Source organism: Mangrovibacter phragmitis (genome assembly GCF_040429585.1).
GTDB classification, from domain to species: Bacteria; Pseudomonadota; Gammaproteobacteria; order Enterobacterales; family Enterobacteriaceae; genus Mangrovibacter; species Mangrovibacter phragmitis.
Window position 1 is genome coordinate 4,191,045 of the sequence record NZ_CP134782.1, and the last position, 16,130, is coordinate 4,207,174.

Here is a 16,130-nt window from a genome sequence, read left to right on the forward strand (position 1 = left end):
GTCGTTAGCAGATATAAGGGAAAATGATGCAATTGTTATTTATTGAGTTATCTGACGCTCCATCATGGGTACCTGCTTTATTGCTGGTCACGCTCTCATTCGCAGTAGGTTTTCTGGCCCGGTTTATACTTCTCCGGGTCATCCGTTACTGGCAGAAACGCGACAGGAAGCTCTTCAAATCACTGGAGAAGCATCTGCGTGGCTCCATGTTTCTGTTCCTCCCCTTACTATTAATCAATGTTGGGGTTCATTATATCAATATCCCCACAAACGTCCTTAACCTGATTACATCAACTGCCAATATATTTATTATATTATCATTTTGTTCCGTTTTAATTCGCCTGACAAATGTCGTTCAGGATATGTTGTTCATACGCTATGACATTAACCTTTCGAATAATCTGCGCGCCCGTAAGATCCGCACACAAATAATATATGTTAAGAAAGTTGCTATTGTACTGCTGGTGTTATTCTGCCTTTCTTTGATTTTACTCAGTTTCCCTGGTGTCCGAAAATTTGGCACGACAATTCTGGCGGGTGCCGGAGTGGCAGGAATTATCATAGGCTTTGCTCTACAGAAATCACTGGTCAATCTGTTTGCCGGCATTCAGATAGCCTTTACCCAACCAATAAAAATTGACGATGCGGTAGTGGTAGAAAAGGAATGGGGCTGGATTGAGGAAATAAACCTGACTTATGTTGTGGTGCGTATCTGGGATTTGCGCCGGCTGGTGCTGCCTATTACCTATTTTACTGAAAATGCCTTTCAGAACTGGACACGCAATAATGCACAAATATTAGGTTCTGTATTTCTTTACGTGGATTACTCGATGCCACTGGAACCCCTGCGCAAACATTTTGAAAAAGTACTCAGTGAAACAAAGCTCTGGGATCAACAGACCCAGGTGCTCCAGGTTACTGATACTACTGAAAAAACCATGACAATCAGGTTATTAATGACTGCACAAAACTCCCCTACAGCCTGGGACTTACGCTGTTATGTACGGGAAAAAATGATTGAATTTATTCAGCAAAATTACCCGCAGAGCCTTCCGCATGTAAGGGCGACACTGAACAACTCAACAGATTCAGTAACGCAACAAGACCACGATTAATAGCTGGGAAAATATACAGAACAAACGGACATGCCTTTTCCCTGGCATGGTGCATAAACCCGGGCCGCTCAGCGGCCTGCAACAATTTTATTATGCACTGTGCAAAGCAAATATATCCAAAAGTAAACACCCTTGTATCTCACTGGAATTTATGTCTGAAGTGATACTTAACACACCAAAGAGTAAGATTATTCTCAGTTTTCATTATGTCACGATTAATTCACTCAAATCGCCGAAATTTACTCTAGAGTTAATGGCTGACCACCCATTCTTAAAGCATTTAATATAGGAATTTCATATGGCTATTGATATGTATTTAAAGGTTGATGGTGTAACTGGTGAATCTAAAGATTCAAATCACTCCAGCTGGATTGATGTATTGTCATTTAACTGGGCAGCGGAACAGCCGGGTAATATGAGTGTGGGTGGCGGTGGCGGTGCGGGGAAAGTTAATTTCCAGGACCTTTCAGTACAGGCATTAATAGATAAAGCAACACCGACCATTCTTAAATTCTGCGCCAATGGTAAACATGTCAGTAAAGTTGAGTTGTCAATTTGCAAAGCCGGTGGTTCGCAAATTGAGTATTCCCGTATTGTTCTTGAAGATGTTCTGGTTACCAAAACCAGTTTCAGCGGCGTGGGCCATACCGACACAGTTATGGTGAATTACCTGTTTCAGGCATCTAAAGTCAATCTGCATTACTGGGAACAATCTACTCAGGGTACAAAAGGTGCAGAAACCTCATCTGGCTGGGATATCAAACAGAATAAAGAACTTTAATCAATGCCGGAGATCCCGCTATGGCAGATATAACCTCCGAGATAAATACTGTCGTCTCTGACACATCGCGGTTTAATGCAGCTCAGATGCATATTATCATCGCGTTCGTTAATGAACTGGATAATGACACATTGCATCAGTTTGAAAACGGTTCAGAACGCTCCATCATGGACTGCTATACACAGTTACTTTCCGCCTGCAGAACACCGGGCAGGCGGCAACGTGATGAAGAGTATGAGCTGGAATCATTAACGGGTGTTGACCGTCGTAATATCACGATGCGCAGTAACCCTGATTTTTTTGAGCGCTTCCGGACATCGCCAGCTCATATGTATGGCTATGGCGGTAATATCTACCGGGATCAGACGAAAAGTTATTACGATATAGCAGGCAAAGTACTGGCTGGTCTTGGTGGACTGGCGACTTTCGGTGCGGGCACTGCCGTAATCGCGGCAACACAAACCGGTTCATCTCTTTCCGTTATCGCTGCCCGTTATGCCTTATCTTCTTTAGGTGCAACCGGCCTGGCATCCGGGGCAATGGCTCTGTTGCGCAATAACTTCTCAGATGTACAAATTGCGACAAATAAAGATTTTCTTGAAACCATAAAGTCTGTTGCCAAACTGAGAAATAAACTGAATGATTTTTTTCAGGGACTGTATGGCAAGGTATTAAAAGATAGCGAAAAAGCGGAAAAAGCGCTGAACGATGAGATGGGTTCCCATCCGTTACGTTATTCTGCTGGTTCAGAGAACCAATTGGTGCGCACCAACCTTACCCCGATACAAAGTTTAATCACAGAGGATTTTGCTAACGCAAACTACGATATCAGCGCCAAAATTCTGCCACAGGATGAGCATGCGGGCTGGCATATCTCTGTTACATCCATGCGCGGTGGCGAACGGATACTGAACAGAACCAATATGCTTGTTCTGCAACAGGTCGTTAACCGGCTTTAACCTGTTCTGCCCCCGTGTTGTAAGTTTGTGGTTGTGAAGTATATCGTTTGAAATGCCACTGTCAGTGTGACGGACAGTGGCATTTAGTGGCAACAGGCTCAAAACGGACAGATGGCGTAAAGATGGTTTTCGCCGGGGAGCGTACCAAACAACCCTGATGATCAGTTATGTTGGTGATGGCGACCACACTGACCACCATTATGCTGGTGCCCACCGCAACATGAGCGGGCAATACCCGTCACATTCATTGTTCCTTGCTCATGATGTTTCCCGGCATGCTGGTCATGGCAACAGGCATGGCCTGCGCCGTGGTGGCTCTGAGCCTGTTCGCACTGGCCGTGGTGTTCTCCATGGTGCCGCGATGGCCGGCCTTGTTCAGCTGTTGTCAGCTGCACCATTTCTGCGTTATTGGTTACCAACAGTGCCAGTGTTGCCGGGATATCGCGCGTAGTTGCCTGCAATACGCGCATACCGGCATCCAGTAGTTTGCCCAGCATATGCTGGCCTATATTACGCACCACAATGCAGGTCACCTGTTTACTCTGCAACGTGCTGAACAGTGCGCGTTTTGCTTCGCAACTGCTCTCATCAAAAGCCGGATTGGTAAATTCACCCAGTTTTTCGCCCTGGTCCGTGTAAAGCGCAAATGAGTCTGCTTTGGTGAAGTGGGGAGATAACTGCCCTTTCAGGCAGGGAATAGCAATTGTCATGGTGGAGTCCTCAGTAAGGGCGCAGGTCTGGCCGTACGCCATTAATAGCATATGCCATATATAGCACTATTAATGGCATATGCCAATTACTGAAAAATCCGTTACAGGGTGTAAGTCTGGTACTGAGTCAGTCGCGGCCCGCAAGATCCAGCGCTTTGCCATTTACCAGGCAGTCTGCCACTTTGGCGCGCGCACGTTTCACCAGGTTTGCCAACGTTTGCCGTGACACCTGCATTACTGCTGCGGCTTCCAGTTGTTGCATGCCGTTAAGGTCAACCAGACGCATTGCCTCAAACTCATCTGCACCCATTGCCACCCGTTCCAGGCTGTTCATTGGGATACCGTTAGGCTTAAAGCAACTGTTTGCCGGGCGCCCGCAGATATTACGGGGTATTTTCGGTCGTGCCATGGTTCTCTCGCAGAAACAGGTTAGTAATGGCCTGGTACTATACCGGGCCACAGTGAGCAGATAAACACCATGCTTATGCTGATGAAGAGCCCGGTCCACTCTCCCCTGTACCACGGGAAATTTTCTGGTGCAGGGTTTTGCGGGTGATCCCCAGGCGGCGGGCCGCCTCACTTTTATTGCCCCCGGTCACTTCCAGCATACGGGCTATCGCCGCCTGTTCTATCTCTTCAAGGGACATATCATCAAACACCAGTGGCGAAGGTTCCTGGTCATCACCCGGATTCAGCGTAGGTGGCAGTACCTGCAAACCCACATAGTCGCCTATTGCCAGTACCACCGCGCGTTCCACTGCATTTTCCAGTTCACGAATATTGCCCGGCCAGCGGTATTTCAACATACAATCCATTGCCTGCGGGGTAAATCCTTTGAGTTGTTTGCCATTGCGCCTGGCAAACCGGGTAAGAAAAGCATCAGCTAATAACGGAATATCCTCCACGCGCTCGCGCAATGGCGGCAAGGTAATCGAGACTACGTTCAGGCGATACCACAAGTCCTGGCGAAATTCGCCGGTCGCCACCCGGTCCTGCAAATCACGGTTGGTTGCCGCTAACAACCGCACATCAATCTTCTGCGGCTGGTCTTCGCCAAGGCGCTGTACTTCACGCTCCTGAATCACACGCAGTAACTTAACCTGCATGGGCAATGGCATTTCGCCAATTTCATCCAGAAATAACGTACCTTTGTTTGCCGCGGCAAAGCGGCCCGGACGCGCTTTTTCTGCCCCGGTAAAAGCGCCTTTGACGTGGCCAAACAATTCAGATTCCAGCAAAGTTTCACTCAGCGCGCCGCAGTTAATGGCGATAAACGGCCCGTTACGCCGGGGGCTGTTGTCATGAATCAGGCGGGCTATGCGCTCTTTACCGGTTCCTGATTCACCGCCAATCAATACAGTTGCTTCACTGGGAGCAACAGCCTGTACCAGGTTCATCACCTGGCGCATGGCATCGCTGCGGGCCACCATGCCTTCCTGTAGCTGAAGATGGGTTGCCAGTACATCACGCAGTTGCTGGTTCTCACTACTCAGCGCTACATGATCCAGTGCCCGCTCAATGGTCATTTTCAGTTCATCAAAATCGAGCGGCTTGGTGAGGTAGTCCCAGGCACCCGCTTTCATTGCTGAAACGGCTGTTTCGGTATTAGCCCAGGCGGTCATGATGAGCACAATAATTGCCGGGTTCCAGGCTTTGATTTGCGTTAAAGCTTCAATACCATTAAGCCCGGCCATGCGGATATCCATCAGTACCAGGTCGAAAGGGGTTTCATGACACAGACGAACTGCGGTTGCGCCATCTTCCGCGCCCTGAACCTGGTAACCCCACTCACTGAGTAAGGTAATCAACATGATGCGATGCCCCGGGTCGTCATCCACCACCAGCAATGTTTCAGGGTTATTTTTCATGGTGTTCGCTCCGGTAAATGGGTAACCAAAGGGTGAAAACACTGCCTGAGCCCGGTTCGCTTTCTACAGTGATTTCCCCCCGGTGTTTTTCAATAATTTGGTGGACAATGGCAAGCCCCAGCCCGGTTCCGCTGGGTTTGGTTGTGAAATACGGTGTGAAAATTTCGCTTAAATGCTGTTTGTCGATACCACTACCGTTATCCGCGACCGAAACGGCCAGTTTGGTGCCCATATTCGCCACCCGTACCGCCACAGAAATGGTGCCACCTTCTGGTGTCGCCTGGATGGCGTTGATAACCAGATTCAGCAGGCATTGAGCCAGGCGGTCAGCGTTATGCTCCACCTCCGGTAATGGCCCGCAAGGTAAAAACACCAGGGAAAGATGTTTATTTGCAGCATCGTTTTGCACCAGGCGAATTGCCCGCTCAATAACGGGAGTGATATCACCCGGTTGCAGTGAAAACTCACCAGGTCTTGCAAAATCCAGCAATTCAGAAACCACCCGGTTCAGCCTGTCCACCTCTTCGGATAAAGTGCGCGCAGCCAGATGTTCGGGGGCCTCTTTGGAAAATTTCCCCCCCAGATAAGTTGCCAGGCCTTTAATCGAACTGAGTGGGTTGCGGATTTCATGGGCCACCCCGGCCGCCATTTCACCCAGTGCGCTCAGGCGGGCCTGCCGTTCAACCTGTGCCTGAAGTTGTTTTACTTCTGTCAGGTCGCGCAACACAAATACCGTGCCGCTAATGTGCCCGTTACCACCACGTACTGGCGAAGCACTGATACTGACCGGGATTTTATGCCCCCCGGCGTTGTTGAGCTGATATTCCTGCTCCAGTAAGCGCCCATTTTCTGGCATGGCATTGCGTATTGCTGCCCAGTCCAGCCCTTTTACCTGAGCCAGAGGGTGTTTTTCCCAGAGGGCTGGTAATTGCAACAGTTCAATAGCCTGCCGATTAGCGGAGATGATGCGCTGCCGTGTGTCGCAAGTGAGCAAAGCCAAAGGCAGGCTGGCGATGACTTCGTCGGCCATCGCCCTGGTGTCACGCAGGAGTGACTGTGAACGCCGGTAGTGGTGAGCCCAGAACAAGGAGATAAAACCCGCCATACCGAGCAAAATCACCAGTACAGCGAGCAGGTAATTGTTACGCCGGGTTTGCGCAAAGGTGGTTTCAAAGCTGGCCGGGTCGATACCCACAGCAACCCATTGTGGCAAGGCGTTGTCTGCCCCATCATCATAGCCGCGCATCATGCGCATCATCCCGTTTCCGCCGCCCATCATGCCGCGCCCACGCAAGGGGTTAAACCGCTGCCAGACCTGGAAAACCTGCCTGCCATCATTCAGTTTTATATGCCTGCGCCAGGTATTGGGCTGTTGTGGTGAGGGGCGCTGGTCTGCAGGCAGTTGCTGCCCTACCCGGCTGGCATCGCTGTCCGCCAGAATATTGCCGTTATCATCAGTCATCATCAGAAAGATGACGCCTGGCTGGTGAGCCGTCTGTTCAACCAGGGTTTGCAGGCGGTTGTCCCGGCCGCCACTCATGCTCATCCGCGCGCCTGTTTCCAGCGCCCAGACAATGGCATCTGCCCGGTTATTGAGGTTTTGTTGCAAGTACACCCGTTCCTGTTGCGTACTGCGCAGGGATAACCCGAACACAGCAGCCCCCAGTACAACCGATAACCCCACCATCAGCCAGGGCGACAGGCCAAAAAAAGTTCGTCTGGAGTCACTTAACATTGTTTATCCCCTGGCAGCGTAGTGAGTATTCACCCGGTCGCTGAAGTGTAACTTTTTTACCCACTTTTTTTATGATCTGGGTAAATAATTCACATATAAATATCAGAAATTATTTTTTATCCATAAAAAACAATAAATTAAATATTGGCACAGCACTTGCAAACCTAAGAAGCAAGAAGAACATTTGCCAGGTTACAACACTATTCCTGGCTGTTGACTATCAGGAGACAAATCATGAAACGTACAACATTACGCAAACTGCAGGCCGCTATGGTTATCGCCACACTGGTGGGGGGTTTTTCACTGGCCAATGCGGCAACAGAAACCCCTCAGACAGGCAATGCAGTTATTACTGATGCCCAGGCCCAACAACATTTCCAGACCATGAATGTTTTGCGCCAGAAAGTCTTTGATACCCAGCAGGCACTGGATAACGAGTACAACCAGGCGAAACCAGACCAGGCAAAAATTGCCGCGCTCACCCAACAGCTTGGTCAACTCAATGCCCAGTGGTATGCCAGCCGCAGTGAATGGCACAGGCAAATGATGGATGCAGGTTACGCCCGTGGACCTCGTGCCGGCAATGATGGTGACCGGGGTTACGGGATGGGTTATGGCATGGGCTACGGCATGCGTAACGGTGGTTGCGGGGGTTATGGTATGCGTGGCTGGTAAACGCCAGGCTTATATACTCTGCGTATTTTGGCGGCGCCATACGCACCAGCCGCCATTATACAGCGCAGTGACCGGCTCCTCCGGTTAAGTGCCAGACGCCGGGTTGAATACCCGGCCCAAATAATGCCGGCCAGAGCCACCCGGTGGCGGTGTTCACCGATATGAGCCAAAGCCGCAAAGCAGGTTGCGCAGGGTATCGCTGTGCTCTGGATTCATTTATTCAGCTACCTGATACCCTGAAGCAACACTGCATCATTCCGTAATAGCAGGGTAATAGCAGGCAACTGGCACCGGGGCTGCATGCGTCAGGTGCTGGTTATACTCACTCACCAGGTTAACCCAGGTGGTGTCTTTCCCGCCAGTCTTTAATCATGTTCTGCGTAACTTCTTTCTTGTAGCAAATGGGGGAATAGCCTCCGGGCTTACTCCACGCGCTACGCCTGCCGCACGAGCTTCCGTTACGTGCGCTGTTGTACGGGCACGCACAGACGCCCGGGTAAGCAGCAATGGAATCATCAATAATCGCCTGCTTTACCTGGTCATCAGAAACCGTCGTTTTCGCCATTGCGGGCAGACAGAGGAAACCCAGTGCCAGCAATGTGGCAACAGCAGATCCCCGTGCAAAAGTGATCATCATTCCGGCTCTCCTTAAGAATATTCTTAAAATAATTGCATATTTGCATCCGGAAGCAACTGAAATCGCTTTTTAGCCACACTGCTACAGAATTGTCTCACCCTGCCGATAAGTTATTTTACTTAGGGAAACCTTGAGCATGGTGAGTGAAAGATGAGTACTGATATTTACGGTGAACTGTTTGCACAATCAGACATGCCGATGGCGCTTCTGGATTTACGTGGTGTTTTTGTGCAGGTTAATCCCGCTTTTAGTGCCATTTTGGAACGTGAAGCAGACCAATTGACAGGCCATTCCTTTCGTGAGTTCACGGATGTGCATGATCTGTCACTGCACGCATCATCTTTTAACTGCCTGCTCACTGGCGAAAAGAAAAGCGTCACTTATGAACACCATTTTGTACGTAATGATGGTGAATCTATAGTTGCTCAGGTGGATATTGGCGTACTGACCAAAGAAGGGCAACTGGTTAATTTTTATGTTTATGCCAGAGATATTTCGGCATTCAAGAATAAAGAAGAAAAGCTTTATGAACGCAACCAGTTTCTTGAAGCCAATCTGCAACAACAGGAAGATTATTTCAGTATTTTCATTAACAACAGTAAAGACGCATTTATTGAATTCAACGAATCTGAACGTGTAAGCCGTATTAACACTGCAGCTAAAAATTTATTTTCTCTGGATGATTCTGTTATTAATAAACCACTGTGTGAGAAGATTTTCCTGCATAAACATACCAGCCCGGCAGGCTGTGCATTTCATGATGTTTTTTATACCGATACCGGAGAAGCACTGAGCGCCCGTAAGCGGCTCTATGGGCGCGATAAAAACGGGCGCACCTTTCCAGTTGAGCTGGCTATCAGCTCATACCGGCTGGATGAACAAGTATTTTACTCCGTCTTTGTGCATGACATTAGTGAAAAAATAGACACGCTGAAAAAGCTGATTGAAAGCAAACTGCGGCTGAATGAAATCACTGATAACATTCCGGTATTGATTGCTCACGTAGATAAACATATCAATTTTACTTTTCTCAACAAGATGTATGAGAAATACTTCCCTTGCAAAATTGAGCAATTACTGAATACGTCAGTATTTAATTTATACGACCGCAAGTTTTTTGCACCACAAGACTTCAAAATTAAAAAAATTTATGAAAAAATGACCTATTCCTTTGAGAAGGAAATGAACATCAATGGCAAAACGGTTGTCTTTAACAACACAGTGGTTCCGGCCAGAAAACTCAATGATGGTTTCTATTTACTCACTACCGATATTACAGAATTTAAAAAATTACAGGATATCTACAAATACGATGCCAACCATGATCTTCTGACCGGGCTACCCAACAGACGCGCAGTTGATCACTACCTGGAAAATTACCGAAGTCCATCATTCAAAAAATTTTCTGGCATCAGTATTTTGTTTTTTGATCTTAATGATTTCAAAAAAATTAATGACAACTACGGGCATGATGTGGGCGACAAGACACTGATTGCTTTCGCACGGATTGTAAATGGGTTATTGCGCCGGGAGGATTTCTTTGCACGCCTGGCGGGCGATGAATTTTTGCTGATTACTGAGGGTTTTAAAGATGCCCGGCAGGAAACAGAGGCTCTGGTTGAAAAAATCCGTCGGGCTCTGGATGCCCCGATTGTCATCAATGATATACCGATAACGTTACATGCCAGCATTGGTATCGCTGTAGAAAAACAGATAAAACAGATTGATCTTGATAAATTAATTATCGAAGCCGACAAAAATATGTACCTGGATAAAAAACAGCACAAGGGCGCTCCTCAGGAGAAGTAACGCCCTGCCAGGGATTGCTCAAACTTCGGTCCAGGTGCGTAATAAGTTGTGGTACATGTTGAGTAACGACAAAAGTTCCTCGCTGTCGCCATGGCGGGCTTTCAGACACTGAATAGTATTATCCAGTTCATATAACATGGCGCGTTGCTTTTCATCACGCACCATTGACTGGATCCAAAGAAATGACGCCACCCTGGTCCCTGATGTCACCGGGGTCACACAATGCAGGCTGCTTGCAGGGTACAGCACCAGATGGCCTGCCGGGAGTTTAACCCGGTGCTCGCCATAGGTATCTTTAATGACCAGCTCCCCGCCTGTATAACTCTCTGGCGCGCATAAAAACAAGGTGGCAGATAAATCTGTGCGCATCCAGCCAGCATTACCATTTTGCCTGACCGCGCCATCTACATGAAAACCATAGGTTTCCCCTTGTTGATAGCGGTTGAATAATGGCGATGACAAAGCGCGGGGTAATGCCGCAGAGAAGAATTGCGGGTTGCGGTTAAGGGCCTGCCGGACTGCATTTTGCAGCGCATCATACAACGCAGTTTGGGTATTTATTTGTTGGTTATGCTTAACCTGTGCACCCTGGCTGCCTACCGTTACTCGCCCATCCACCCATTCAGCCTGGGCAAGCTGTGCACTGAAGGTGATCAGTTCGTCTGACGTCAGGACATCAGGAATGTGATACATCATGATGGTGTTCTCTTCTGTATGTGGGGACAGAGCCCCACACAAATCAGTTAAAAATGCACGTTGGCAGTCAGCAGGAATGTACGGGGTTCACCAGGGTGATAGCGATAGCCGCTCTTATTAATGGAGGCGACATAATCTTTATCGAACAGGTTATATACGTTCAGTTGCAGGTCCAGATTGCGGTTTACCCGGTAACCCAGTTTCGCATCTGCCACCCAGTAGCCTTCTGTGTGGTCCGGTGTACCCACTGCGCCATCACTCCCCCGGCGCAGGCTGCCCACATAGCGCGCCCCTGCTCCAACAGAAATCGCGTCCGTTGCCTGGTACTGGCTCCATACGGTGAAAGCATGTTTGGGTGTATAGGCCAGGGCAGATGAACCATCCTGTGCCACGGTATCCCCTTCTTTCACAGAGGCATGCTGCTGGGTATACCCCATACTGACCTGCCAGTCAGACGTAATATTGCCAATCGCAGACAGTTCATAGCCTTCCACTCGCTTCTTCCCATACTGGGAGTAAGTGCCGTCATCATTACTGGCAACTTCATTCTCGATATCGGTACGGAACAGGGCTGCGTTCAGCAACAGGCGCTTATCAAGAATTTCCCATTTGGTGCCAATTTCACTGGATTTGGCTTTCTGGGGTTTAAAATCAGTGCGGTTCGCGCTGTTACCACTACCACCAGCAGCCAGGGCGAAGGTGCTGCCACCTGGTGGTTGCTGAGAAATAGCATAGTTAGCATACAGGTTGCCCTGCGAAGTCAGGCGATACAGCGCCCCTGCTTTCCAGTTAACCAGGTTGCCAGATTTCGCGGTATCAACCGTGGTGACAGGCGTTCCTGTTGGTGCACCTGCCGGGCAGGCGACCGCCCGACGCCCCGTGCCTCCACATACTGTGGCGCTGTCGTAATCCGTGTGGTAGTTATCAAGGCGGATCCCACCATTAACCTGGAAGCTGTCGGTCAGTTCCAGTGTGTCAAACGCGTAAATCCCAAACGTGTCTGTCTGCCCATTAGCATTTGCGCCGTTGCGTGACAGGCCACCCACAGAAATACTGCTGATGGGGTGGTAGATATTGACGGCAGGCGGGGTGATTGCATCAACGCCGTAGTTGGTCTGTTTCTCACGGGTAAATTCAACCCCGGCACTGACATCATGCCCCACAAAACCGGTGTGGAATTTCGAGGTCAGGTTGGTCTGGTTGGTAAGAATACGGTTGCTGACATCTTTGGTATTAGCCAGACGCGACCATTCCCAGGTATCCACATTGTTGCTGTCTGGCTGAGTAATATTACTCGCGCCGCCCATCACTGCGGTCAGCAGGTATTTCTGTTTCACACGCGACCAGCGGGTGGTATTACGCAGCGTGGTGTTGTCGGTAAGATCATGCTCGAAACGCAGCGTGAAGCTGTCTGTTGTCGACTTATCAAAGTCAGAATCAGTACCGTAGTAATTTTTAGTGTTCACTTTGCCGGAACTATTCAGGGCGCTGGTAGCCGAAGAAGGCGCTGAATACCCAGGCAGCCCAATAGTTGGGATACCACCATCCGGTGTATTGTTCTGGTGAACATGCAGATAATTAATATACAGGCGAGTTGGTGTATCCAGGCCAAATGCCAGTGATGGCGCAACACCGTAACGCTCATTTTCTACATGATGCCGCCCAGCATCATGGGTTTTCTCACCCATCAGGTTCAGGCGAAAAGCGCTGTTTTCCCCAAATGCCTGGTTGTAATCCAGCGTGCCACGGCGCATCCAGGCGCTGCCAGCACTGACGGACGCATCTAACCCTGAATCCAGACGGGGTTGTTTGCTTATCATATTAATAGAGCCCGAAGGTGCACTACGGCCATAATCAGTGCCTGCCGGGCCTTTAATCACCTCAACCTGTTGGGTATTGAAGGTATCACGGGTAACACTGCCAATATCACGAATACCATCAACATAAATGCTGCCAGAGGTATCCACTCCGCGCATATACACCGCATCACCTGTAGAAGAGCTACCGTTCTCCCCTGCGTAAAATGCCCCAACGCCCGGCACATTTTTCAGGGCATCAGTCAGGTTTGTGACGCCCTGGTCCTTAATCATTTGCTCCGGAATCACTGTTATTGTGCGGGTTGTATCTACCAGTGGTTGGGTAAATTTAGGGTCAGCTGATACACCGGGTAAATAAAGTGAAGGTGCCTGAGCCTGAATGACCAGAGTCTCTTCTTTTTTCTGTGCCGTGTTATCAGCGGCATGAGCGACAGATGTTGACGCACCAAGGCATAGCCCGGTGAACAACGTCAGTGAGTTAAAGTTGCCAAACGGCTGGTTGCGATTTTTATCCATGTGAAATAAAGGTTTTTATTGTTATGCAGGTATCACCGGGCTACCTGACAGCATGCTGTCAGGCTTTCATTCCATATTGCATAGCCCGAAATATCAAATGATAAAGATAATAATTATCATTTTGATTATCATACTTACACATTCTCTCCATTTTGTGAATACATTTCATTACACAAATTCACAAAATCAACAATTTTGAATGAAGTATGAATAAGACGTGTCGAATGGCTGAATGAGAAGAGGTATTGAAGGGAAAAGTAGCTTTCTGCAGGTGAGAAGAGAACAGGTGCCTTCTCAACCTGTCACCAGCTCACTATTGCCTGGCGGCAAAGCAATGTTGGTTGTTGAATGTTGGTTGTTAGTAGTGCGGAAACGACATTTCTGAGCAAATGCTGTACGTTGAGCGCGTCTGATTAGTGTCACCACACCAGGACAACGCTTCGTTTTCTGTGTCCTGGTGTGGTGAGCTATCAATATCTGAACTTCAATCGGCCTTACGAATTACACGAGCCGGATTTCCTACTGCCAGCATGCCAGCTGGAATATCTTTGGTTACCACACTTCCGGCCCCAATCACGGCACCATCACCAATGGTGACACCCGGTAATACAGTGACATTCCCGGCTATCCACACATGGTTGCCAATGGTAACAGGCAAGGTTGTTCCGATATGCCGGCCACGCTTGCCTGCATCCATGGGGTGCAATGCGGTATACAGCGACACATTCGGGCCAATAAAGACGTGGTCACCAATAGTCACGAACCCCGGGTCCAGCAACGTAAAATTAAAATTGATAAACACATGGTTGCCGAGTGTTGTGGTACAGCCATAATCCACACGTAACGGCTTTTCAATATGCACATCATCGCCAACTTTGCCGAAAATTTCCCGAATCAACGTGTTCTTTTGGGAAACCTCCCGGGCTCCACACTGGTTAAACTGGTCCACCCGGTCACGGGTGCAATAACGAATCTCCACCAGTTCAGCATCGTTAATCCAGTATTCCCGGCCTTCCACCATGGCCTCAAATGCAGCACCCATTGTCATCTCCCTCGTTGCCATCTGTTCCACCTGGCGGGCAATGCCAGGCTACGTTAACCCTGCAGCGCATATGTGCGATACCTTTCCACAGTTTATTGCGCGCCTGGTGTTATTTAACAAGAGGGGCAACATAGCAGGAAACAGGTTTAGCTATTTCCTGTATGTTTTTAGTGTGTTTATCCATGATTCAGTCAGGTGAACCGGTGTGTTTCTGTTCATCCGGTTTCGCCTTATCCGGTTTCTCTGTGCTGGCTTCCGTTGCTTCTCCGTTGACAGGCGAAGTATCTGTTTGATCTTCCGGCTCCTCAGGCGGTTCACTCTCTTCGTCAGTATTAACCATGGCAGCCTGAATATCTTCTTCCTCAATAACCGGGTTAAGCGCAGCCCCAATTGGCGAAGTCGCCAGGCTGTCCGGCATCACCACATGGGGTAAAGGCACTTCGGTAGTAGGAACAGGGTGTATTTTTACCGGGCGGTTGAGCAGCGCGATAACCAGCGCGCAACAGGCAAAAAAGATATACAGCATATTGCTGCCAAGCGGTTGCATCACCGCACCAACCACCAGCGGCCCGATACTGGCACCAATACCAAAAGCCATTAACAGACAGGCAGTGAGTGACACCCGCCGTTCTGGCATCACCTGGTCATTCGCCAGAGCAACCTGGAGTGGGTACAGGGAAAACTGCATCATACTGACGGCAAAGGCCACGCCCAGCAGGAATTGATAAGGCAGAGATAACAGCACACCCGGAACTAACGCAAAAATGGCATACAGTAGCGCAATAATAAACAGCAGCCGCTGGCGGTCAAAACGGTCTGAGAGCCAGCTTAAGGGGAACTGGGAAACCAGACCGGCAAAAATCGTCAGGCTCATAAACATCCCCGTTTGCTCTGTGGTGAAACCTTTCTCACTGGCAAATACCGGAGCCAGGCCGTAAAACGCGCCAATCGCCATGCCACTAACCAGCGTTGTCGCCAGTAATTTGGGAATGGTACGGACAAAATACCCCAGTTCCATGGGAGCCGGTGACATCGCTTTCGCATTGGTACGGGTTGTCAGCGCTATGGGCACCAGGCACAGGGCAAAACACAATGCCACTATCAGCAACGTGCTGATACCAAAGCCCGTTTGTACTGCAAGAATCACCTGGCCACCACTGAGCCCCAGGTAGGTTGCCACCATGTACAGACCAAAAATGACACCACGCTGAGAAGATTCAGCCTGATCGTTAAGCCAGCTTTCCAGCACCATGTACTGGCACATCATGCACAGGCCGATTATCAGACGCAGGAAGATCCACAAGGGTATGAAGTTGGTTAACCCATGGCCAATGACTGAGGCGGTGATTATCCCCGCACAGGCTACATAAGCACGGATATGCCCCACTCTGGCAATCAGGTTATGCCCAACTTTTCCCCCCACCACTAAGCCCACATAGTTTGCGGCAATGATGGCGCCAATCAGTGTGCCACTGACCTGCTCATGAGCCAGGCGTAACGAAACATAAGTGGTCAATAACCCGGAACCCAACAGCATGAGTAAGGTCGTAACATATAAGGGTAAAAACGCATTAAGAACTTTTCTCATCAGGCTCCCTGTCATTACATCGTTGGACAATAAGCAAATATATAAAGATAGCTTCTTTGCCAGCCAGGGAAAAATATGAACGACTGAGTTTAATGATGTTGAGTGCTGTAACAATCATCGCTGCCGACATCACAATACTTGTGGCAGCTTCAGTCCGGGACAATTTGAAAACGAAAATCTTG

14 protein-coding genes are annotated in these 16,130 nt (G+C 49.0%); 5 read left to right on the forward strand and 9 right to left on the reverse strand.

The annotated features are described in order from the left end of the window. Positions 1-26: 26 nt before the first annotated feature. The 3 genes from MPHASIOC01_RS20350 (at position 27) to MPHASIOC01_RS20360 (ending at position 2,855) form a co-directional block, all read left to right on the forward strand. Positions 27-1,115: a mechanosensitive ion channel family protein gene (locus MPHASIOC01_RS20350; RefSeq protein ID WP_197499291.1), complete on the forward strand. Its 1,089-nt coding sequence runs from the start codon at positions 27-29 to the stop codon at positions 1,113-1,115. A gap of 298 nt (positions 1,116-1,413) precedes the next feature. Continuing rightward, positions 1,414-1,896, forward strand: coding sequence for a type VI secretion system tube protein Hcp (locus MPHASIOC01_RS20355; RefSeq protein WP_064599435.1), 483 nt, complete (start codon positions 1,414-1,416; stop codon positions 1,894-1,896). A 20-nt stretch (positions 1,897-1,916) separates the two neighbouring features. Further along, on the forward strand, positions 1,917-2,855 hold the full coding sequence (locus MPHASIOC01_RS20360) for a hypothetical protein (protein ID WP_064599433.1): 939 nt from the start codon (positions 1,917-1,919) through the stop codon (positions 2,853-2,855). Between the two features lie 161 nt (positions 2,856-3,016). Here MPHASIOC01_RS20360 and MPHASIOC01_RS20365 read toward each other — a convergent pair whose 3' ends face one another. The 4 genes from MPHASIOC01_RS20365 to MPHASIOC01_RS20380 form a co-directional block, all read right to left on the reverse strand. After that, positions 3,017-3,565, reverse strand: a complete 549-nt coding sequence (locus MPHASIOC01_RS20365) for a NifB/NifX family molybdenum-iron cluster-binding protein (protein WP_353613166.1) — start codon at positions 3,563-3,565, stop codon at positions 3,017-3,019. Positions 3,566-3,692: 127 nt separating this feature from the next. Continuing rightward, positions 3,693-3,974 carry a DUF134 domain-containing protein gene (locus MPHASIOC01_RS20370; RefSeq protein ID WP_353613167.1) on the reverse strand — a complete coding sequence of 94 codons (282 nt, stop codon included), beginning with the start codon at positions 3,972-3,974 and terminating at the stop codon, positions 3,693-3,695. 73 nt (positions 3,975-4,047) lie between these two features. Further along, positions 4,048-5,433 (reverse strand): sigma-54 dependent transcriptional regulator, encoded by a 1,386-nt coding sequence (locus MPHASIOC01_RS20375; RefSeq protein WP_064599427.1) that lies wholly within the window; start codon positions 5,431-5,433, stop codon positions 4,048-4,050. After that, positions 5,423-7,168: an ATP-binding protein gene (locus tag MPHASIOC01_RS20380; RefSeq protein ID WP_064599425.1), complete on the reverse strand. Its 1,746-nt coding sequence runs from the start codon at positions 7,166-7,168 to the stop codon at positions 5,423-5,425. The genes MPHASIOC01_RS20375 and MPHASIOC01_RS20380 overlap by 11 nt, the downstream gene beginning before the upstream one ends. Positions 7,169-7,402: 234 nt before the next feature. On the opposite strand from MPHASIOC01_RS20380, the gene MPHASIOC01_RS20385 reads away from it, so the two are divergent. Beyond that, a complete protein-coding gene (locus MPHASIOC01_RS20385) occupies positions 7,403-7,843 on the forward strand; it encodes a hypothetical protein (protein WP_064599424.1) in 441 nt (146 codons plus the stop codon). Positions 7,844-8,177: 334 nt separating this feature from the next. Here the strand turns inward: MPHASIOC01_RS20385 and MPHASIOC01_RS20390 are convergent, their stop codons facing one another. Next, complete coding sequence (locus tag MPHASIOC01_RS20390) at positions 8,178-8,408, reverse strand: hypothetical protein (RefSeq protein ID WP_353614960.1); 231 nt, start codon at positions 8,406-8,408, stop codon at positions 8,178-8,180. Positions 8,409-8,630: 222 nt separating this feature from the next. Here MPHASIOC01_RS20390 and MPHASIOC01_RS20395 point away from each other — a divergent pair, with 222 nt between their 5' ends. Continuing rightward, positions 8,631-10,289: a sensor domain-containing diguanylate cyclase gene (locus MPHASIOC01_RS20395; protein WP_064599422.1), complete on the forward strand. Its 1,659-nt coding sequence runs from the start codon at positions 8,631-8,633 to the stop codon at positions 10,287-10,289. An 18-nt stretch (positions 10,290-10,307) separates the two neighbouring features. Here MPHASIOC01_RS20395 and ybiX read toward each other — a convergent pair whose 3' ends face one another. From ybiX to MPHASIOC01_RS20415, 4 genes are all read right to left on the reverse strand, one after another. Then, positions 10,308-10,985, reverse strand: coding sequence for a PKHD-type hydroxylase YbiX (ybiX, locus tag MPHASIOC01_RS20400; protein ID WP_064599420.1), 678 nt, complete (start codon positions 10,983-10,985; stop codon positions 10,308-10,310). Positions 10,986-11,032: 47 nt separating this feature from the next. Then, positions 11,033-13,318 carry a catecholate siderophore receptor Fiu gene (locus MPHASIOC01_RS20405; RefSeq protein ID WP_353613168.1) on the reverse strand — a complete coding sequence of 762 codons (2,286 nt, stop codon included), beginning with the start codon at positions 13,316-13,318 and terminating at the stop codon, positions 11,033-11,035. A 484-nt stretch (positions 13,319-13,802) separates the two neighbouring features. Next, the gene (locus tag MPHASIOC01_RS20410; protein WP_353613169.1) at positions 13,803-14,381 is read right to left on the reverse strand and encodes a sugar O-acetyltransferase; all 579 of its coding nucleotides are present in this window, start codon (positions 14,379-14,381) and stop codon (positions 13,803-13,805) included. Positions 14,382-14,547: 166 nt separating this feature from the next. Continuing rightward, on the reverse strand, positions 14,548-15,948 hold the full coding sequence (locus MPHASIOC01_RS20415) for an MFS transporter (RefSeq protein ID WP_353613170.1): 1,401 nt from the start codon (positions 15,946-15,948) through the stop codon (positions 14,548-14,550). Positions 15,949-16,130: the final 182 nt, after the last annotated feature.